This window comes from Arthrobacter sp. K41, assembly GCF_059089645.1.
In genome coordinates, this window is the sequence record NZ_JBNHEW010000007.1 from 98,481 (window position 1) to 116,261 (window position 17,781).

Annotated in this window: 12 protein-coding genes; 9 read left to right on the plus strand and 3 right to left on the minus strand. The window is 65.3% G+C overall.

Going from position 1 to position 17,781, the window contains the following annotated elements; translation table 11 throughout:
• Window positions 1-171: 171 nt before the first annotated feature.
• From AC5RTE_RS15435 to AC5RTE_RS15445, 3 genes are all read right to left on the minus strand, one after another.
• Window positions 172-1,755 carry an ABC transporter substrate-binding protein gene (locus AC5RTE_RS15435; RefSeq protein ID WP_494042256.1) on the minus strand — a complete coding sequence of 528 codons (1,584 nt, stop codon included), beginning with the start codon at window positions 1,753-1,755 and terminating at the stop codon, window positions 172-174.
• Between the two features lie 166 nt (window positions 1,756-1,921).
• The gene (gene murJ, locus AC5RTE_RS15440; protein WP_494042257.1) at window positions 1,922-4,168 is read right to left on the minus strand and encodes a murein biosynthesis integral membrane protein MurJ; all 2,247 of its coding nucleotides are present in this window, start codon (window positions 4,166-4,168) and stop codon (window positions 1,922-1,924) included.
• Between the two features lie 59 nt (window positions 4,169-4,227).
• Window positions 4,228-4,728, minus strand: a complete 501-nt coding sequence (locus AC5RTE_RS15445) for an NUDIX hydrolase (RefSeq protein ID WP_050057127.1) — start codon at window positions 4,726-4,728, stop codon at window positions 4,228-4,230.
• A gap of 206 nt (window positions 4,729-4,934) precedes the next feature.
• Between AC5RTE_RS15445 and AC5RTE_RS15450 the strand changes: the two genes are divergently transcribed.
• The 9 genes from AC5RTE_RS15450 (at window position 4,935) to AC5RTE_RS15490 (ending at window position 17,779) form a co-directional block, all read left to right on the plus strand.
• On the plus strand, window positions 4,935-6,440 hold the full coding sequence (locus tag AC5RTE_RS15450) for a CCA tRNA nucleotidyltransferase (RefSeq protein WP_494042258.1): 1,506 nt from the start codon (window positions 4,935-4,937) through the stop codon (window positions 6,438-6,440).
• A complete protein-coding gene (locus AC5RTE_RS15455) occupies window positions 6,437-7,021 on the plus strand; it encodes a histidine phosphatase family protein (RefSeq protein WP_494042259.1) in 585 nt (194 codons plus the stop codon). The genes AC5RTE_RS15450 and AC5RTE_RS15455 overlap by 4 nt, the downstream gene beginning before the upstream one ends.
• Window positions 7,022-7,067: 46 nt before the next feature.
• The gene (locus AC5RTE_RS15460; protein WP_494042260.1) at window positions 7,068-8,534 is read left to right on the plus strand and encodes a glycosyltransferase family 87 protein; all 1,467 of its coding nucleotides are present in this window, start codon (window positions 7,068-7,070) and stop codon (window positions 8,532-8,534) included.
• Window positions 8,527-9,975 carry a phytoene desaturase family protein gene (locus tag AC5RTE_RS15465; protein WP_494042261.1) on the plus strand — a complete coding sequence of 483 codons (1,449 nt, stop codon included), beginning with the start codon at window positions 8,527-8,529 and terminating at the stop codon, window positions 9,973-9,975. The genes AC5RTE_RS15460 and AC5RTE_RS15465 overlap by 8 nt, the downstream gene beginning before the upstream one ends.
• Before the next feature lie 69 nt (window positions 9,976-10,044).
• Window positions 10,045-12,033 carry a penicillin-binding transpeptidase domain-containing protein gene (locus AC5RTE_RS15470; RefSeq protein WP_494042262.1) on the plus strand — a complete coding sequence of 663 codons (1,989 nt, stop codon included), beginning with the start codon at window positions 10,045-10,047 and terminating at the stop codon, window positions 12,031-12,033.
• 88 nt (window positions 12,034-12,121) lie between these two features.
• Entirely contained in the window at window positions 12,122-13,804 is a 1,683-nt protein-coding gene (locus tag AC5RTE_RS15475) for an ABC-F family ATP-binding cassette domain-containing protein (RefSeq protein WP_494042291.1), read from the plus strand.
• Between the two features lie 79 nt (window positions 13,805-13,883).
• Window positions 13,884-15,080: an MFS transporter gene (locus AC5RTE_RS15480; RefSeq protein ID WP_494042263.1), complete on the plus strand. Its 1,197-nt coding sequence runs from the start codon at window positions 13,884-13,886 to the stop codon at window positions 15,078-15,080.
• A gap of 79 nt (window positions 15,081-15,159) precedes the next feature.
• Complete coding sequence (locus tag AC5RTE_RS15485) at window positions 15,160-16,656, plus strand: bifunctional phosphatase PAP2/diacylglycerol kinase family protein (RefSeq protein ID WP_494042264.1); 1,497 nt, start codon at window positions 15,160-15,162, stop codon at window positions 16,654-16,656.
• Window positions 16,657-16,831: 175 nt separating this feature from the next.
• Entirely contained in the window at window positions 16,832-17,779 is a 948-nt protein-coding gene (locus AC5RTE_RS15490) for an ABC transporter ATP-binding protein (protein WP_494042265.1), read from the plus strand.
• Window positions 17,780-17,781: the final 2 nt, after the last annotated feature.

Genomic DNA, 17,781 nt, shown 5'->3' on the forward strand with positions numbered 1-17,781 from the left:
AACTGATACTGCAGCCTGAATATTCCGGCCCCTGGCGCAACGGAATGCCGGCGGGAAGCAGTAAGCGAACTCCGCGAGACGCTCTTTCAAGGTTACCGCCCTGCAGCAAAGCCAAGCACCGCAGAGTAATCTCCGCCGCAGGTGTTGCGGAGCGAGCGCAATCCGTGGGGGTTACTGAACCTTTACCTCGGCCAGCCGAAGGCCATAACCGTAGCGCGTCTTGGGCGCCGCCAGCCTTGGCAGGGAGTTGATCGAAACGATAACGTACTGGGCCTGTACGGGTTCTGCCAGGGGCATGTTCAGGTCTGCCGACGTAAAGCTGTTCGTGCCCACCGCCTTCGCTCCGTCCAGGGAGGGCTGGCTGTTGGTGTACACCGTGATGTTTCCGCCGGAGCCACCAAGCTGCGAAAGTGTGACGGATGAAACGGTTGCCGGGTTTTCCAGCTTTACCACCAGCGGCACGCCCTGGGCGGCCAGGCCGCCCCAGTTTTCGCTCGCGAATTCCATGTCGGACCAGTAGCTCGCGGCGTTGCCGTCGTACGCCTTGATGAGGTCACGGTCAAAGGTGGCCGCGAAATCGAAGTTGCCCTGCCGGCTGACGCTTTCAATCGCGGGCGGGACTGCGGGCGGCGCCGACGTGGGTGCCTGGGTTGGTGCAGCGGAGCCTGCGGGAGCGCCAGCGTTCGTGGCAGGAGCGGACGGGTTGGCTTGAGGTTCGGGGGCGAAAAGGCTGCCCAGGTTGGTAACGGTGAAGACAAGGCCGGCAATCAGGACAACGGCCAGCAGCCCGCCCACAAGCCAGCGCATGGAACGGGGTTCACGTGCAGGGGCGTCCCGGTCGTCGTAGTCGTCCTGCTCCACGTGGGACGGGGCGGCAGCAGAGGAAGCGGCTGCCGGAGCCGCCGCGCGGGCAAATACGGCGGAGGACTTTTTCTTTACCGCCCGGTCATGTTCTACCGGCGCATCCTCGTGGCGGTCCTGGCCGTCAACGCTGGCGTAGTCGTCCTCGGACCAGAGGGACACCTTCGGCTTGGCCGTTTCAGGCGCCTGTGCCGGCTTTAAAGGGGAGGCAGCGCTGACAGCAGCCGGGTCTCCCGCGGGCCGTGTCGAAGGGCCAACGGGCTGTGTCAAAGGGCCGGCAGGGCGGGCGGAAGCGTGTGAAGCCGCAGCCCCGGCAGCAGCGCCGCCAAGGGCAGCACCGCCCAGCGGAGACGCACCGGCAGGCTTGCGGGCAGCGGGTGCCGCAGCCGGACGGACGGGAGCTTGCGGGGGCACCACGGGCGCGGGACGGAAAGGATCAACCTGGCTGGGGTGCCGCTCTCCGTAGTTGATGTAACCTGCTTCTACATGGTCTTCGTCGTCATAGGGCTCGGGTTCATGCGACCGCGGCTGCCCAAAGATTTCACTTCCAAGGGTGTCCGTAAAAAAGGGCTCCACGTACGGAGGATTGGACGCCACCACGAGGTCCAGCAGGTCCGCCGCGGACGTGTGGTTGGTGATCAGGTACGTGGCATCCTCAGTCACGCCGAGGTCAAGAACCTGAACAGTCCCGGGGCGTTCACCGGTGGCTACTTCCCGGGCGCTCTGCGCAACCTGCTCGGTGTTCTGAGGTCCGGCAACCAGGATGCTGACGGGTCGGTTGAGAACCTGGTCCACACCGTCCAGCACCAGATCGTGGTCGTGCGAGGCCAATACAGTGGCTGTGACCTTGTAACGGCCGCCCAGTACTGATCCGACATCGATCGGGTTGGACACGTGTTCCTCCTAGACTGTCCGGGATCGCCGGCTCGGATGACGCAACCACCGTTCAAGGGGCCGCCGGAGAGCTGACCCTTGAATGCAACTACCCCTGTTCCCTTTCGATCCTAGCCGATGGCGCCCGGCGCCCCGCGGACAAAGACAGCGGCAAACCGGGCAAGCATCACTTTTTCCGGGGCCGCCGGGGCTTGAAGTGTGGGTTCTCGCCGGACTTCCCCTGGAAGGTCCGCCGGCCCGGAAGCGGGATCTGATCGCGCAACAGACCGCCGCGTGCGGTGCCGGGATGATCCTCGCCGGGAAGATAGGCACTCGAACCCACGGAGCCGCGGCCGCCGTCGGCATCCTGCCTTTGGCCGGCGCGCTCCGGAACCGGCCCGGCACGGAAGGAAACGGCGTCGAATTCACCTGAGATGCGCGGGATGAGGCCCGTATCAACCGACGTGGTGGCCCGCTCCGGCGCGGGGCGGCGGGGCTCCCCGGAGGGCGCGCCAGGTGAAGTGTCCGACGGCGGGGTCCCGCCTTCCGCCGCAGGCGGATCTTGCCGGCCGCGTCCCAGCCGCCCGAGCAGGGGACGAAGCAGGTCGCGAAGTTCCGAGACCCGGAGCAGCTTGAGCAGGACGAAATACACCAAAAGCATGACGGGACCCACCACGATAACCGTGATCAGCGCTGCGAGCCGGTCGCGCCAGGCAAACCCGTCCGGGCTGTAGCTGCCCATCAGCCAAAGCGCTCCTGCGCCCGCAATTGCCGAACCCAGCGCGGCATAGCCCATCCGGATATAGGAGTTGGCAATCCGCGGGCCGTCCAGATGCCCCAGGAGCCGCCGCAGGAAGTAGGCGCTGATAACTACGGAAAGGATGTTGCCCACCATGTACAGCACGGCGATGGCGTAAATGATCTGGTTCACCGGCAGGAACTGGATGGCGAATGCCCCCGCCACGTAAACAACTGCCAGGAGCAGCTGGATGTAGAAGGGGGTCCGGGCGTCCTCGTTGGCGTAAAAGACCCGCGACATCATGAAGTTGGCGCTCATGAACGGTGTGCTGAGCGCGAGGATGGTCAGCGTCTGGGCCAGCATCACGCCGTCCTGGCGCAAGCCGCCTGAGAAGAACATGCCGAGCGGGCCCGCCAGGGCAAAGAGTGCCAACGCGCCGAAAACTGTGGCAACGGCCATGGTCCGGAGTCCGTGCGAGAGGGCATCGCGCAGTTCGGCACGGTTGCCGTCCTGGGACGCACGGGTCATGCGGTTGAACAGGACCGTGGCGAGGGACAGGGCAATGATGGAATGCGGCAGCAGGTACAGCTGGCTGGCCACTTCCAAAACGGCGTTGCCCGGCAGCATGGCAGCAGCGGGATCCCCCGCCTGCTGCAGCCGTATGCGCTCGGCGCCGGGAATGGTGGCTATGCGCATGACGTAGAGGAAGCCGAGCTGCCCGACGGCGGCAGTCAGCAACGTCCACACGCTGAGCTTGGCCGCCTGGCCAAGTCCCACTCCCCGCCAGCCGAACCGCGGCCGCAGCCCCAGTTTCAGCCGGATCACGGGGATCATGAGGATGGCGGTCTGCGACACCACACCGATAGTGGAGAATCCGGCTACGAACAGGGTCTGGGTGTCACCCCAGTTCTCCAGGGTGTGGGGACTGAATTCGTTGGTGCCGAAAATCCAGATGAACATGCCCAGCCCGGCTATGGCCACCACGTTATTGAGGATGGGCGCCCACATGGCCGGCCCGAAAGCGCCGTTGGCATTGAGGATCTGGGTGAGGAGGGCATAAAGGCCGTAGAAGAAGATTTGCGGCAGGCACCAGAAGGCGAACGTAACCGCCAGTGCCTTCTGCTGCGGGGAGTATCCCTGGGTGGTGAGTTCAATGACCCACGGCGCCGCCAAAGTAACCAGCGCCGTCAGTCCCAGCAGGAGCAGGACTGCCAATGTCAGCAGCCGGCTGATGTAGTCCGCTCCCCTGTCGGGAGCCTTGCTGGCTTTGATTATCTGCGGAACGAGCACTGCGTTGAACACGCCGCCGGCCACCAGCAGGAAGATCAGGTTGGGCAGGTTGTTGGCGTTGATGAACGTGTCATTGACCGTGGAACCGAGTCCCAGAGCTGTGCCGAGCATCCAGGTCTTGCCGAATCCCAGGAAGCGCGAAACCAGGGTTCCGGCGGCCATGATGGCGCTTGACCTGGTCTCGCCTGCCTGCGCCGCGGCGGCTTGTCCAGCCTCCGCGGAACCGCCGTCGGTAGAGACAATTTCTGCCGGCGCCCCGTCAACGGGTCCGCCGTCCAGTGGTGCCCCGTCCATGGGCGGGCCGGCCAGGTGTGCACGGTCAGTGGATGTGTCGTGGCCGGGCACACCGTGGGGAGCGCCGCCGGCGCGGCCGGACTGATCGGAAGGAGAATTGGAAGCTGACATCGAGTTCATCGTCTCACCCGTGGGCGCCTATCACGGCAATGCCGGCACAGCTGTGCCGCCTAGAGGTGTTCGGGCAGGACTTCGCGGGCCAAGTCGGCGATGCGCCGTTCGTTCGGGAAGGACAGCTTGCGCGCGAGTTCCTGGATGGGAACCCATGCAACATCCACCGCTTCCTGGTCCGGATCATTCTCGATAGTCAACTCACCGCCGGTGGCGCGCAGGAGATAGTGGTGGACCGTCTTATGCACGCGGTGGCCGCTGACCGTGAACCAGTAATCGATGCTTCCGAGCGGTGCGAGGATATCCCCCTCGATGCCGGTCTCTTCGGCGATTTCCCGGACTGCGGCCTGCTCGTTGTTTTCCTTGCCCTCCGGATGACCCTTGGGCAGGCACCATTCGAGGCGTCCGCCGCGGTTAAGGCGGGCGATAATGGCCACCCTCAGCTCGGCGTCGGATGTGTCCACCACGACGCCGCCGGCGGAGACTTCCTCCACCGTGGGCAGCGAGGCCGGTGCCGAGTGCTGGGCAGGTGCAACGTGCGCACCAATTGCCGACGGCAACGGTGCGTTTGTCCTCCTGCCTGGAGCGCTCGGTACTGGATGGGCCATGGAGTCCACTCTAACGACTGTTGCCCGTTCGTGATGACCGGAACATGACACGAACATGGACTGCAGATGAGGCGCATTCCCGGTGGCGGACGGAATGCGCGGAACTTGACGGTATTTTGGCCTGCGCCGCCGCTGGTTTCTGACAAGCTTAAGTAACTATGGCGCACGCACATCACGAGACTGAATCCCACACCGTCGATTTCCAGGTGGACCCGGTGGTCCTGGAGCTCGGCCAGCGTTTTGTGGACGCCGGCCACGAACTGTCGCTGGTGGGCGGCCCGGTGCGTGACCTTTTCCTGGGCAGGACCTCACTGGACCTGGACTTCACCACCGACGCCACGCCGGACCAGACAGTGGCCCTCATCAAAAAGTGGGCGGACAACTACTGGGAGATTGGCCGCGCTTTTGGGACCATCGGCATGCGCAAGGCCGGCTTCCAGATTGAGGTAACCACCTACCGCGCCGAGGCGTACGATCCGGAATCGCGGAAGCCCGTGGTGGCGTTCGGCTCCTCCCTGACCGATGACCTGCTTCGGCGCGACTTCACCATCAACGCGATGGCCCTGAAACTGCCCTCCCTGGAGCTCGTGGATCCGTTTGGCGGCGTGCGCGACCTGCACGCCTCCATCCTGGCCACGCCCGGCTCCCCCCAAGCGTCCTTCTCCGACGATCCGCTGAGGATGATGCGTGCCGCCAGGTTCGCGGCGCAGCTGGGTGTTTCCGTCCACGACGACGTCCGACAGGCCATGAGCCGGATGGCAGAACGGATCACCATCATTTCCGCGGAACGGGTGCGGGACGAACTCACCAAGCTCATCTGCGGTGCCCGGCCTCGGGTCGGCGTGGACCTGCTGGTGGACACCGGCCTGGCCGAGTTCGTGCTGCCCGAAGTCTCCGCCCTCCGGCTCGAATCGGATGAGCACCACCGGCACAAAGACGTGTACCAGCATTCGCTGCAGGTGCTGGAACAGGCAGCGGAGCTGGAAACGGATACAGAAGGCCCCGTGCCGGCGCCTGATTTCGTGCTGCGTTTCGCAGCGCTGATGCACGACGTCGGCAAGCCGGCTACGCGCCGGTTCGAACCGGGCGGCGCGGTCAGCTTCCGCCATCACGACATGGTGGGTGCGAAACTCACCTCCAAGAGGATGAAGGCGCTGAGGTTCGACAACGACACCATCAAAGCCGTCACGCGCCTCGTGGAGCTGCACATGCGTTTCTACGGCTACGGCGAGGCCGGCTGGAGCGATTCCGCTGTACGCCGCTACGTGACCGACGCAGGGCCGCTCCTTGAACGGCTGCACCGGCTGACCCGTTCAGATGTGACCACCCGCAACCAGCGGAAGGCCGAGCGGCTGGCGTTCGCCTATGACGACCTTGAGGCCAGGATCGCCGCGCTGCGGGAACAGGAATCGCTGGAGGCGGTGCGCCCCGACCTGGACGGCGCCCGGATCATGGCTTTGCTGGAGCTCAAACCTGGTCCCGTGGTGGGCCGCGCCTACAAGTTCCTGCTCAATGAGCGGATGGAGCACGGGCCCCTGCCCACCGAGGAAGCCGAGGCCAGACTGCTCCGCTGGTGGGCGGAACAGCCCGAAGCCGCACCCGCTGAAGCCGGGGCTGAAACGTCTCCTGCCGCCGTCGATCGTTCCTCAAAGGAGTCCAAGTGACCTACCCTGCCCTTGCCCCCCGGCCGCAGCTCTGGATCCTCCGCCACGGCGAGACCGAGTGGTCCAAAAGCGGGCAGTACACCGGACTCACCGATCTGCCCCTTACCGTCGAAGGCGAACAGCAGGCGGTGGAAGCCCGCAAGGTGCTGGACCCGGTGGATTTCGACCTGGTGCTGACCTCTCCCTTGAGGCGCGCGCGCCGGACCGCTGAACTGGCCGGCTTCCCCGACGCCCAGCACGAGCCCCTCGCCGTCGAGTGGAACTACGGCGACTACGAGGGAATCAGCTCGGACCTGATCCGGAAAGACAACCCGGACTACCTGATCTGGACCCATGGCGTGCCCCACGGCGAGACATTGGACGAGGTGGCTGCCAGGGCGGACAAGATTATTGGGCGCGTACTCGAATCGGGAATGGACAACGTCCTTATTGTGGCCCACGGCCACTTCTCCCGGATCCTCACAGCGCGCTGGCTCGAACTGCCTCCTGCCGAGGGGCGGCACTTTATCCTCGGAACTGCAAAAGTCTGCACCTTGGGTTGGGATAAGAGGACACCGGCAATTGTCCGGTGGGGTCTTTAGCGGCGCTCCTCCGAGGGTTTCCGGCAGCGGCGGTAAGCTCGGTTCCATGCAGGAGACCCAGCCGCCGGAGCATCGAGGGCGGTCCCGCCTGGTAGTTCCCAGCCGCAGTGACGTCCTGTTGCGCAACTTCACCGAAGTCATCGGCGGACCCCTCGGATCGCGGGCGGCGCCGGGCATCGTCTCCCCGGGCATCTTCACCGTGGAACGCGTTTTGATACTGCTTACCGTCCTGGCGGCGTTCGCGGGCCTCCTGGTCAAAGGGTATTGCCGCGCCAACGGCTGGGAGTCCCCCACACAGTTCTACGCCACATGCTATTCCGACTTTCCCGAGCTTTTTCGAAACCGTGGACTGGCAGAGGGGACCTTTCCCATCCTCGGCGCCGGCAGCCAGTTTGAGTACCCGGTCCTGATCGCCCTGATCGCAGGAGTAACGGCATGGTTGGTTCCCGGGACCGGGGTATCGGATTCGACCGTGCTCGCCTACTTTGACATCAATGCGGCGCTCCTGGCCGCTGTCACGGTGGTCACGGTCCTGGCTACCGCCAGGATGACCAGCCGCCGGCCCTGGGATGCGGCAATGGTGGCCCTTGCCCCAGGCATCGTGCTGGCCGGCACCATCAACTGGGACCTGTGGGCGGTGGCGCTGCTCGCCCTGGGTATGTTCTTTTTCGCGCGCCGGCAGCCTGTGCTTGCCGGGGTCTTCATTGGGCTGGGCACTGCCACGAAGCTGTATCCAGTTCTTGTATTGGGCGCGATCCTGCTGCTGGCTGTCCGGACCGGCCGCTTCCGTTCCTTCCTGATGACGGCCGGTGCTGCCGGTGCCTCCTGGCTGGCCGTCAACCTGCCCTTCGCCGCCGCGAATCCCGCCGGCTGGGCGTACTTCTTCCAGTTCAGCGCTGACCGCGGTGCCGGCTACAGCTCGCCGTGGTTCGCCTACAACCTTGTGGCGAACCGGCTGCGGTGGGCGGAACTCAGCCCGGCCGCCGTGGACTTCTTATCCCTGGGCTTGTTCCTGCTGTCCTGCGCGGCCATTGCAGCCCTCGCCCTGACCGCCCACCGGCGCCCCCGCCTGGCCCAACTGGCCTTCCTCATCGTGGCGGCCTTCATCCTTACCGGCAAGGTCTACTCACCCCAGTTCGTGGTGTGGCTGATCCCCCTCCTGGCGCTGGCCCGGCCCAGATGGCGCGACTTTCTGGTCTGGCAGGGAGTCGAAGGCCTGCACTGGGCAGCAGTGTGGATGTACCTTGGACAAGTGACCAGCGCAGGCTCTTCCCAGCACAACCTGGATATGCCCTACTACGTTCTCGCCGTGGCGGCACACATGGCTGCGGTGGGCTACCTCATGCTGCGCGTAACCTGGGACATCTATAACCCGGACTACGACCCCATCCGGCGGCATCACCTCGATGATCCCCACGGCGGACCCTTCACCGGTGCGCCGGACTGGCTCAGGTTGAACCTTCGAAACCGGTCAGACGCCCTACTGCCCTGGAAGGTTGGTTCCAATGCCTGATGTGGCGGTGGTGGGCGCCGGGCCCAACGGGCTGGCAGCAGCTGCAGTAATGGCGCGGGCGGGGCTTTCCGTGGAGCTTTTCGAGGCCGGCAACACCATCGGTGGCGGCGCGCGCACCAGCGAAGTCATGCGGCCCGGGCACTTCCACGACATATGCTCCGCCGTGCATCCCATGGCGGTGGCCTCACCTTTTTTCAAGGCCTTTGAACTGTCCCGCCGGATTAACCTCATCACCCCGGAGCTGTCCTACGGGTCCCCGCTCGATGGAGGCAGGGCTGCCCTCGCCTACCGGTCCCTGGACAGGACAGCTGCAGGGCTGGGCCGCGACGGCGATGCCTACCGGCGTCTGATGTCACCCCTCGTTGACCGCATCGACGGCATCATGGACTTCACCCAAAACCAACTTCTCCGCATCCCCCGCAACCCTCTGGCGGCAGGGTTGTTCGGGCTGCGGACGTTGGAGCAGGGATCTGTACTGTGGAACGCCCGGTTTAAGGAAGATTTGGCGCCCGCACTGCTCAGCGGTGTGGCCGCCCATCCCATCTCGCACCAGCCATCCCTTGCAGCTTCCGGCGGCGGGTTGATGCTTGGTGCACTTGGACATGCCGGAGGCTGGCCCATTCCCGAAGGCGGATCCGCTGCCATAGCCGCCGCGATGGCAGAGGACTTCGTTGCACACGGCGGCGTTATCCACACGGACGCCCCGATCGACCGGCTCGAGGATCTTCCCGCAACCCGGGCAACTTTGCTGAACGTCGCTCCGCAGGGGCTGCTGAACATGGCCGGCGGCGCGCTTCCCGTGCGCTACCGCGGTGCTTTGGAATCCTTCAGGTACGGAAACGGCTCCTGCAAAGTAGATTTCATCCTCTCAGGACCTGTGCCGTGGGCGGCGAAGGAACTGGCCGACGCCGGAACCATTCACCTGGGCGGCACCCGGGCAGAAGTTGCACGCTCCGAGAACGAAGTGAACGCCGGCAAGCACCCGGAGCGCCCATACGTCCTGGTGGCCCAGCAGTCCCGCTTCGACTCCAGCCGGGCGCCGGCGGGGCACCACACCCTCTGGGCCTACTGCCATGTCCCCACCGGGTCCACCCGGAACATGACCGAGGCGATCACCGCCCAGCTGGAGCGCTTCGCTCCCGGGTTCCGGGACTTGGTGGTGGAGTCGAAGGCCATCACGGCCGCGGGGCTGGCAAAGTACAACCGGAACTACGTTGGCGGAGACTTCAGCGCGGGCACCATGGACATGCTGAACCTCGTGCAGAGGCCGGTTGTGTCGCGCGTCCCGTGGCGGACCCCGCTGCGCGGCGTCTACCTGTGTTCCTCTTCCACTCCGCCAGGACCGGGTGTTACGGGTATGCCAGGCTATTACGCCGCCAAACATGCCCTCCGCGACATGTTTGGCCTTTCGGTGCCCCGACTCGGCCTGGCTGCCACCTGAACGTGCCCCGGTTGCGCGGAAGGCGCGTCATGTGACAAGCCCAGCATTGAAGCGGGGGATAATAGCGCAATGGGGATATCAACAAAACTTTCTTTGGGCATCGCTGCCATCATTCTCGGGACTTCGCTGGTTGCCTGTGATGACGGAAGGAGCGGCGCTGAAGAGGCTGCGGGGCAGTTGGCTGCCGCCGTCTCCGGACTCGATGTGGGCTCAGTGCCCTTTGACGGCAAGGATTCTTCAGCTGCCAATGACCAGCTGAAGAAAGTTTTTGCCGCACTGAATCCCGTTAAGCCCGCCGTCGAAGCAGGCGAACTGGCCCTCGAGGGTGACAACGCATCAGTGCCCCTGAACTACACCTGGAACTTCGGCGGCGCCGAGTGGAAGTACACCGTTTCCGCCAAGTTCAAGAAGTCCGGGGATAAGTGGCTCACGGTCTGGGACCCGGCCACCCTGGCACCGGACCTTGCCGACAGCGAGGTCCTGAGCAAGGGCTCACAGTCACCCCAGCGGGCAGACATCCTTGGCGCCGGGGACGTACCCCTGGTGACCTACCGGCCGGTGGTTAACGTCGGCATCGACAAGCCGCAGCTTGGTGCCGCCGATCCTGCTGATTCTGCTGCAAAGCTTGCTGCATTGGTAGGAGTGGACCCGGACGCCTACGTCCAGCAGGTCCAGGCTTCCGGCGCGGAGGCGTTCGTGTCTGCGATAACCCTGCGCGAAGAAGGCCGCACCATCACCGATGAGCAGATCGTGGCGATTCCCGGGGCGCGAGCCGTTCCCGCCTCGGTGCCCCTGGCCCCCAGCCGGACGTTTGCCCGCGCCGTGCTGGGTTTAGTGGGCGAGGCTACTGCCGAGCAGATTGAGGCATCCGAAGGTGAGCTGGCTTCGGGTGATGTGACAGGCGTCGGTGGCCTCCAGCAGCAGTACGACAAGCAGCTTCGGGGGACGGACGCCGTCGTTGTCCGTGCCCAGCGTGCCGACCTGACCAGGGAACAGATCCAGTCCGCTGCAACGGACCCCCGCCGGGTGCTCTTCGAAGTGGAGCCCACGCCGGGAACACCGCTGAAAACAACCCTCGATCCCAAGCTGCAGTCCCTGGCCGAGACCACCCTCGAAGGTGTGGGACCGGCCTCCGCAATTGTTGCGCTCCGCCCTTCCAGCGGCGCCGTCCTGGCGGCCGCATCAGGCCCGGGAAGCAACGGCTACAACACGGCCATGCTTGGCCAGTACGCCCCCGGATCCATCTTCAAGATGGTGGACTCGCTGGCGATGTTCCGCAACGGACTGAACCCTGAGTCGACAGTGGAATGCACCCCCACGTTGACGGTGGACGGACGCATCTTCAAAAACGCGGAAGGGTACCCCGAGGGCTCCCTGGGATCGGTGGCCCTTCGCGACGCTTTCGCACACTCCTGCAACACCGCCTTCATTGCCGCCCGTGACACCGTCTCCCAAGGGCAGCTGGAGGATGCCGCGATGGCCATGGGCCTTGCGGTGGAAGCACCCACCCTCGGCGCCGACGCCTTCCTGGGCTCCGTCCCCGGCGAAGCCGCCGGCACCGAGCACGCTGCGTCCATGATCGGCCAGGGAAAGGTGCTGCTCTCGCCCCTGGCAGCTGCCATGATGGCGGGCTCCGTGGCCAAGGGCGCACCGGTTGCGCCGCAGCTGGTCCTGAACCCCGACGCCGGTGCCGCCGCTGAGGGAACAACCAGCGGCTCAACTGCTCCCGCTGCCCAGCCGTCCGCCACAGCCTCCGCTGAGGCGCCGTCCCAGGCGTCGGACAAGCCGATCACTCCTGAAGAGGCAACACTGCTGGCAGACATGATGCGCGCCGTTGTAACGTCCGGGCACGCCGGCTTCCTCTCCAGCGTTCCCGGCGCTCCGGTGGGGGCCAAGACCGGCACTGCCGAGTTCGGTAATGCGAATCCGCCCAAGACCCACGCCTGGATTGTGGCTGTGCACGGTGATCTTGCCGTCGCCGTGTTTGTTGAGGACGGCGGGCTGGGGGCAACAACATCCGGGCCGTTGCTGCAGAAATTCCTCACGGCTGCCGGCTAGAGTCTGCGGCGGATGCCCGGCTTCCGGGCCATTCAGGCAGCGGTATGTGCCAAAAACTGCGCTGCCGGGGCATGGGAAGATGGAGTACGTGGCCCATATTGACGTATCCGGTATCGATTACTTCCTCTCCGATGGCACACAGCTGCTCAACGGGGTGACCTTCAAGGTTCCGGACGGCACCAAGACCGCCCTTATCGGCCCCAACGGCACTGGTAAAACAACGCTGTTCCGGATCATCGCCGGGGACCTGGTTCCGGATGAAGGCGTGATCGGACGCTCCGGGAACATGGGCATCATGCGGCAGTTCGTGGGCCAGGTGCGGGACGGGTCAACTGTCCGCGACCTGCTGGTGTCTGCGGCGCCGCCGGCCCTCGCAGCAGCTGCCCGTGAGATGGATGAGGCCGAGCTGGCCATGGTGGAGGACGACGACGAACCAAGCCAGATGCGCTACGCCCAGGCCATTGTGGACTGGGGAGACGCCGGTGGCTACGACGTCGAGACCGTTTGGGACGAAGTGTGCATGGCTGCGCTGGGACTGCCCTTTGACCGCGCGCAGCACCGCCCGGCGTCGACACTTTCCGGCGGCGAGCAAAAGCGGCTGGTGCTGGAGGCACTCTTTGCCGGACCCGACGACCTGCTGCTGCTGGATGAACCGGACAACTACCTGGACGTACCCGGGAAGCGCTGGCTTGAGGACAAACTCAACGAATCGAAGAAAACGGTCTTCTTCATCAGCCACGACCGCGAACTGCTGAACAACGCGGCGGGGCGCATTGTCACGCTGGAACCGGGCATTAACGGGGCGGGGGCCTGGATCCACGGCGGCGGCTTCGGCTCCTACGTCGAGGCGCGGGCGGACCGGAACGCCCGCTTCGAGGAACTGCGCAAGCGGTGGGACGAGGAGCACGTCAAGCTCAAGGAACTCGTCAATATGTATAAAAACAAGGCCGCGTTCCGGTCCGATATGGCCAACCGCTACCACGCAGCCCAGACCCGCCTGGTGAAGTTCCTGGAAATCGGGCCGCCTGAGGCGCTGCCCATCGAGCAGAACGTGCAGATGCGGCTGAAAGGCGGACGGACCGCCAAACGCGCCATCGTGGCCGAGAAGCTCGAGCTCACCGGGCTGATGAAGCCGTTTTCCACAGAGGTATGGTTTGGTGACCGGGTGGGTGTCCTGGGATCCAACGGCTCGGGCAAATCGCACTTCCTGCGGTTGCTTGCCACCGGCGGCACCGATCCGGAACGGGAGCACCTGCCGGTCTCCGATGTGGAGATCGCCGAAGTGCCGCACGAGGGCACCGTGAAACTCGGCGCCAGGATCCGTCCCGGGTTCTTCGCCCAGACCCACGTCCGGCCGGACCTCCTCGGCAAGACGCTGCTGGAGATCCTGCACCGCGGCGACGAACACCGATCCGGCCTGGGCCGTGAGGCAGCAGCCGGGGCATTGGACGGCTACGGGCTGGCAGGCCAGTCGGAGCAAAAGTACGAGTCCCTTTCGGGCGGCCAGCAGGCCCGGTTCCAGATCCTGCTCCTGCAGCTCAGCGGGGCCACCCTGCTCCTGTTGGATGAGCCTACGGATAACCTGGACCTGCACTCGGCCGAGGCCCTCGAACGGGCCATCGACCACTTTGAAGGCACCGTCCTGGCCGTGACACACGACCGCTGGTTCGCCAGGACCTTTGACCGCTTTCTGGTGTTCGGTTCCGACGGCAAGGTGTACGAGTCCGCTGAACCCGTGTGGGATGAGAAGCGCGTGGCGCGCGCCCGCTGACCCCCGCTCTCATCAGCAGTTGAGCAGTCCAGCATCAAGAACGACGACTCGAAGACAACTCTGTGGAAGTAGTGAATGAATGAGCATAAATACCGGAACGGCACAGCATGCCGGTCTGAAGGCAGCAGCCGCCGCGACGTTCGTTGTTTTCGGCATCAACGGTCTGGTGTTCGCCAGCTGGGCGGCGCGGATTCCTGCGGTCACCGAGACCCTGGAGATCACCTCCGGCCAGATGGGCACCCTGCTGCTCTGCACCGCCGTCGGCTCATTACTCGCCCTGCCGACCGCCGGCTGGGTAGTGGGCAGGATCGGCACCGCCAACGCCGTACGCTTCGGCGGACTCCTGGCCTCAGCGGCCGGTGTGGGCATTGCGCTGTCCCTGGCCGCGGCCTCCATTCCGGGCACTGCCATCGCCCTGTTCTTCTTTGGCATCGCGATAGGCCTGTGGGACGTTTCGCAGAACATTGAAGGGGCCGACGTCGAACACAAACTTCGGCGCACCATCATGCCCCAGTTCCACGCTGCCTTCAGCGGCGGAGCTTTCGTGGGTGCCCTCATCGGGGCCGGGCTTTCGAACCTTGGCGTTGGACTGCCGGTGCACCTGCTGGTCATCGCGGGCATCGTGCTGCTGGTGACCCTGACCGTTCCGCGCTACTTCCTGCCGCACACGACAACACCTGCCCCGGTCGACGGTGAGCCGAAAGCTGTCAAGGGCCCTTCGGCCTGGCGGGACGGCAGGACCCTGCTCATCGGTGTCGTTGTCCTTGGCGCCACCCTGACCGAGGGCGCGGGCAATGACTGGATCGCCAAGGCATCCGTTGACGGCCTGGGCACCTCCGAATCGACCGGCGCCCTGATGTTCGCCCTCTTTGTCCTCGCAATGACCGCCATGCGGTTCCTTGGGGGAAACGTTATCGACAAGTACGGCCGCGTCGCCGTCCTCCGCGCCAGCATGGCAGCAGCCGCCGCCGGCCTTTGCCTGTTTGTGCTCGCCGGCAACGTGTGGCTGGCTGCTGTGGGCGCCGCGCTTTGGGGCGTAGGAGCAGCATTGGCCTTTCCCATGGGGATGTCGGCGGCTGCCGACGACCCCCGGCACGCAGCGGCGCGGGTCTCGGTGGTTTCGACCCTCGGATACATCTCATTCCTGGCCGGGCCGCCCCTCCTGGGATACCTGGGCGACCTCACGGGAATCCACTTCGCACTGCTGGCGATCCTTGCGCCGATCCTCGTCGCCCTGCTGCTGGCCGGTGCCGCCAAGCCGTTGACCACCAAGTAACCGCATTACCCGAAGTACGGGCTGGCATGCGCGCCGAGATGGCCCCCACCGGAGGCAGCCACGGCGGTAGGGTGAGGGCATGCACGGGAAATGGCGCAGGGGCCATCAGTGGATCAGCCGGACAGACAGATACCTCGTACGGCATGTATCGAGGTTGCCCGGCGGAAACCACGACGTCTTCTTCCGCCGGCTGTCCGCTTCTGCGAACCACGGAAAACTTTGGATGGGCGTCGCTGCCGTTCTTGCCACCTCCCCCGGCATGCCCCGACGCGCTGCACTTCATGGACTTCTGGCACAGGCGGTGGCTTCTGCTGTTACCAACGGAATCTTCAAGACCCTCCTGCCCCGGGCCCGCCCGCTGCCCGAACATCTTCCGGTGTTCCGGTTCGTGCATCCCCAGCCGCGCAGTTCGTCCATGCCATCGGGCCACTCGGCTTCTGCCGTGGCGTTCGCCGTGGGCGCGGGACTGGTGAAGCCCGCTCTGGGGGCTGCACTGGCCCCTGCGGCGCTGGGAGTGGCGTACTCCCGGGTTCATACCGGGGCGCACTGGCCCTCGGACGTGATCTTCGGATCGGCGTTGGGTGCCGGCGCGGCGCTGCTGACCCGGCGGTGGTGGCCCGTCCGCCCGCCCCTGCCTCCAACGGCCAGGACCTGGACCACAGCGCCCCAACTGCCTGAAGGTGATGGGCTGGCGGTCGTGGTCAACACGCTGGGCGGCTCTTTCAAGGAGGAGACAGCTGCCGCACTTCTACAGGTATTCCCCAAGGCGTATGTAGAGACCGTGCTGCCGGACGAAAACCTGGTGGCGGCCATCCACGAGATCGCGGGCCACCCCGGAACCCGTGCACTGGGCGTCTGGGGCGGGGACGGTACGGTGGGAGCCGCGGCGGCCGTGGCCGTCGAACGGGCCATCCCACTGCTCGTCCTGCCTGGCGGAACCCTGAACCACTTTGCCCGCGACGCCGGCACGGGGAGCCTCAAGGAAGCCCTGTCGGCCTCATCGAAGGGTGCAGCGGCGCAGGCCGACGTCGGAACAGTCACGGTTGAACGGGGGCTGGAGGGAAAGCCTGAGACAGCGGAACTGATCATGCTGAACACCTCCAGCGTCGGCCTGTATCCCGATTTTGTCCGCCGGCGGCGTCAACTGCAGCCCGCCTTGGGGAAACCCCTTGCCGGAGTAGTGGCGATGTTCCGTACGTTCACGGTGGGCAGCCCCACCACTTTGACGGTGGACGGCAGGCTGCACAAAGTCTGGATCGCGTACGTGGGCCGGGGGCGGTACTATCCCCGGGACCATGCCCCGCTGCTGCGGCCGGTCATGGACGACGGCATCCTGGACGTCCGCCTGATCACCGCCGATGAGTCTTTCGCCCGGCTGCGCCTGCTGTGGTGCGTACTGACAGGCACGGTGGCCACCTCAAAAATCACCCACTTGGCAGAGGCAGAGGAGGTGCACATCGAAGCAGGCGGGTCACCGATGACGCTGGCGGTCGACGGCGAGGCTTTGGTTGGCGTGCGCAGCGTGACCTACCGGGTGCTGCCCCGGGCCCTCACCTACTACTCCCCCCGCCCCTGACAGTTTTCCTTCCTGAATGCTTCCTGACCGGAGTCACTTCCGGGGACCACCCCGGTTTACCCCTGAATCATCCCTGAGAGCGCCGAAAAGGGGGCCGCGCATCGGTACCGTGGTGGATATACAAGCGTCCCAACATCTGCCGCAGCCGCGCGCTGCCGTCCAAAAGGAGCAATCCATGATTGAGGCAAAAGGCCTGACCAAGGTTTACGGGGGAAAAACCGCCGTGGCAGGGGTCAGCTTCACCGTCCAGGCAGGGCAGGTCACTGGCTTCCTTGGCCCCAATGGCGCCGGAAAATCGACCACCATGCGCATGATCATGGGGCTGGACCGGCCGACGTCTGGCTCCGTCACCGTAAACGGGCGGCCGTACGCAGAGCACAAGGCGCCGCTGCATGAGGTGGGCGCACTGCTGGACGCCAAGGCCGTGCACACCAGCCGCAGCGGCTACAACCATCTGCTGGCCATGGCCGCCACGCACGGCATTTCCAAGACACGGGTCAGGGAAGTCATCGAAATGACCGGACTGGAAGCGGTGGCCCGCAAGAAGGCCGGCGGCTTCTCGCTCGGCATGGGCCAGCGGCTGGGCATCGCTGCGGCACTTTTGGGTGATCCCCAAACGCTTATCCTGGACGAACCGGTCAACGGCCTGGACCCGGAGGGGGTCCTGTGGGTCCGCAACCTCGTCCGGTACCTCGCCAACCAAGGCAAGACGATCTTCCTTTCCTCCCACCTCATGAGCGAGATGGCACAGACCGCGGACCACTTGATAGTCATCGGGCGCGGGCGGATTATTGCCGATGCCCCGGTCAAGGACATCATCGCCGGAACCCGGCAGACCAGGACGCTGGTGCGCACCAGTGCAGCCCTGCAGCTGTCCGCCCTGCTGGCCGGCGACGGCGTCACGGTGGACCAGAGCGAGCCGGAAACCCTCGAAGTCACGGGAATGGACTCACGGGGCATCGCCCGGATCGCCCTGGACAACGGCGTCCTCCTCTACGAACTCACTCCGCAGGTGTCCTCCCTTGAAGACGCATACTTCGACCTCACCAAGGACGAAGTGGAATACCACTCACACCTGGCCAGCGGCCCCGCAGTGTCTGCCCCGGCTGTGGCAGGAAAGTAAGG

Excerpts from the sequence above, each read along its gene's own strand:
- AC5RTE_RS15450 (WP_494042258.1), top strand. The coding sequence starts at position 4,935 with ATGGCGCACGCACATCACGAGACTGAATCCCACACCGTCGATTTCCAG.
- AC5RTE_RS15480 (WP_494042263.1), top strand. The coding sequence starts at position 13,884 with ATGAGCATAAATACCGGAACGGCACAGCATGCCGGTCTGAAGGCAGCA.
- AC5RTE_RS15470 (WP_494042262.1), top strand. The coding sequence starts at position 10,045 with ATGGGGATATCAACAAAACTTTCTTTGGGCATCGCTGCCATCATTCTC.
- AC5RTE_RS15490 (WP_494042265.1), top strand. The coding sequence starts at position 16,832 with ATGATTGAGGCAAAAGGCCTGACCAAGGTTTACGGGGGAAAAACCGCC.
- murJ (WP_494042257.1), bottom strand. The coding sequence starts at position 4,168 with ATGTCAGCTTCCAATTCTCCTTCCGATCAGTCCGGCCGCGCCGGCGGC.
- AC5RTE_RS15460 (WP_494042260.1), top strand. The coding sequence starts at position 7,068 with ATGCAGGAGACCCAGCCGCCGGAGCATCGAGGGCGGTCCCGCCTGGTA.
- AC5RTE_RS15465 (WP_494042261.1), top strand. The coding sequence starts at position 8,527 with ATGCCTGATGTGGCGGTGGTGGGCGCCGGGCCCAACGGGCTGGCAGCA.
- AC5RTE_RS15485 (WP_494042264.1), top strand. The coding sequence starts at position 15,160 with ATGCACGGGAAATGGCGCAGGGGCCATCAGTGGATCAGCCGGACAGAC.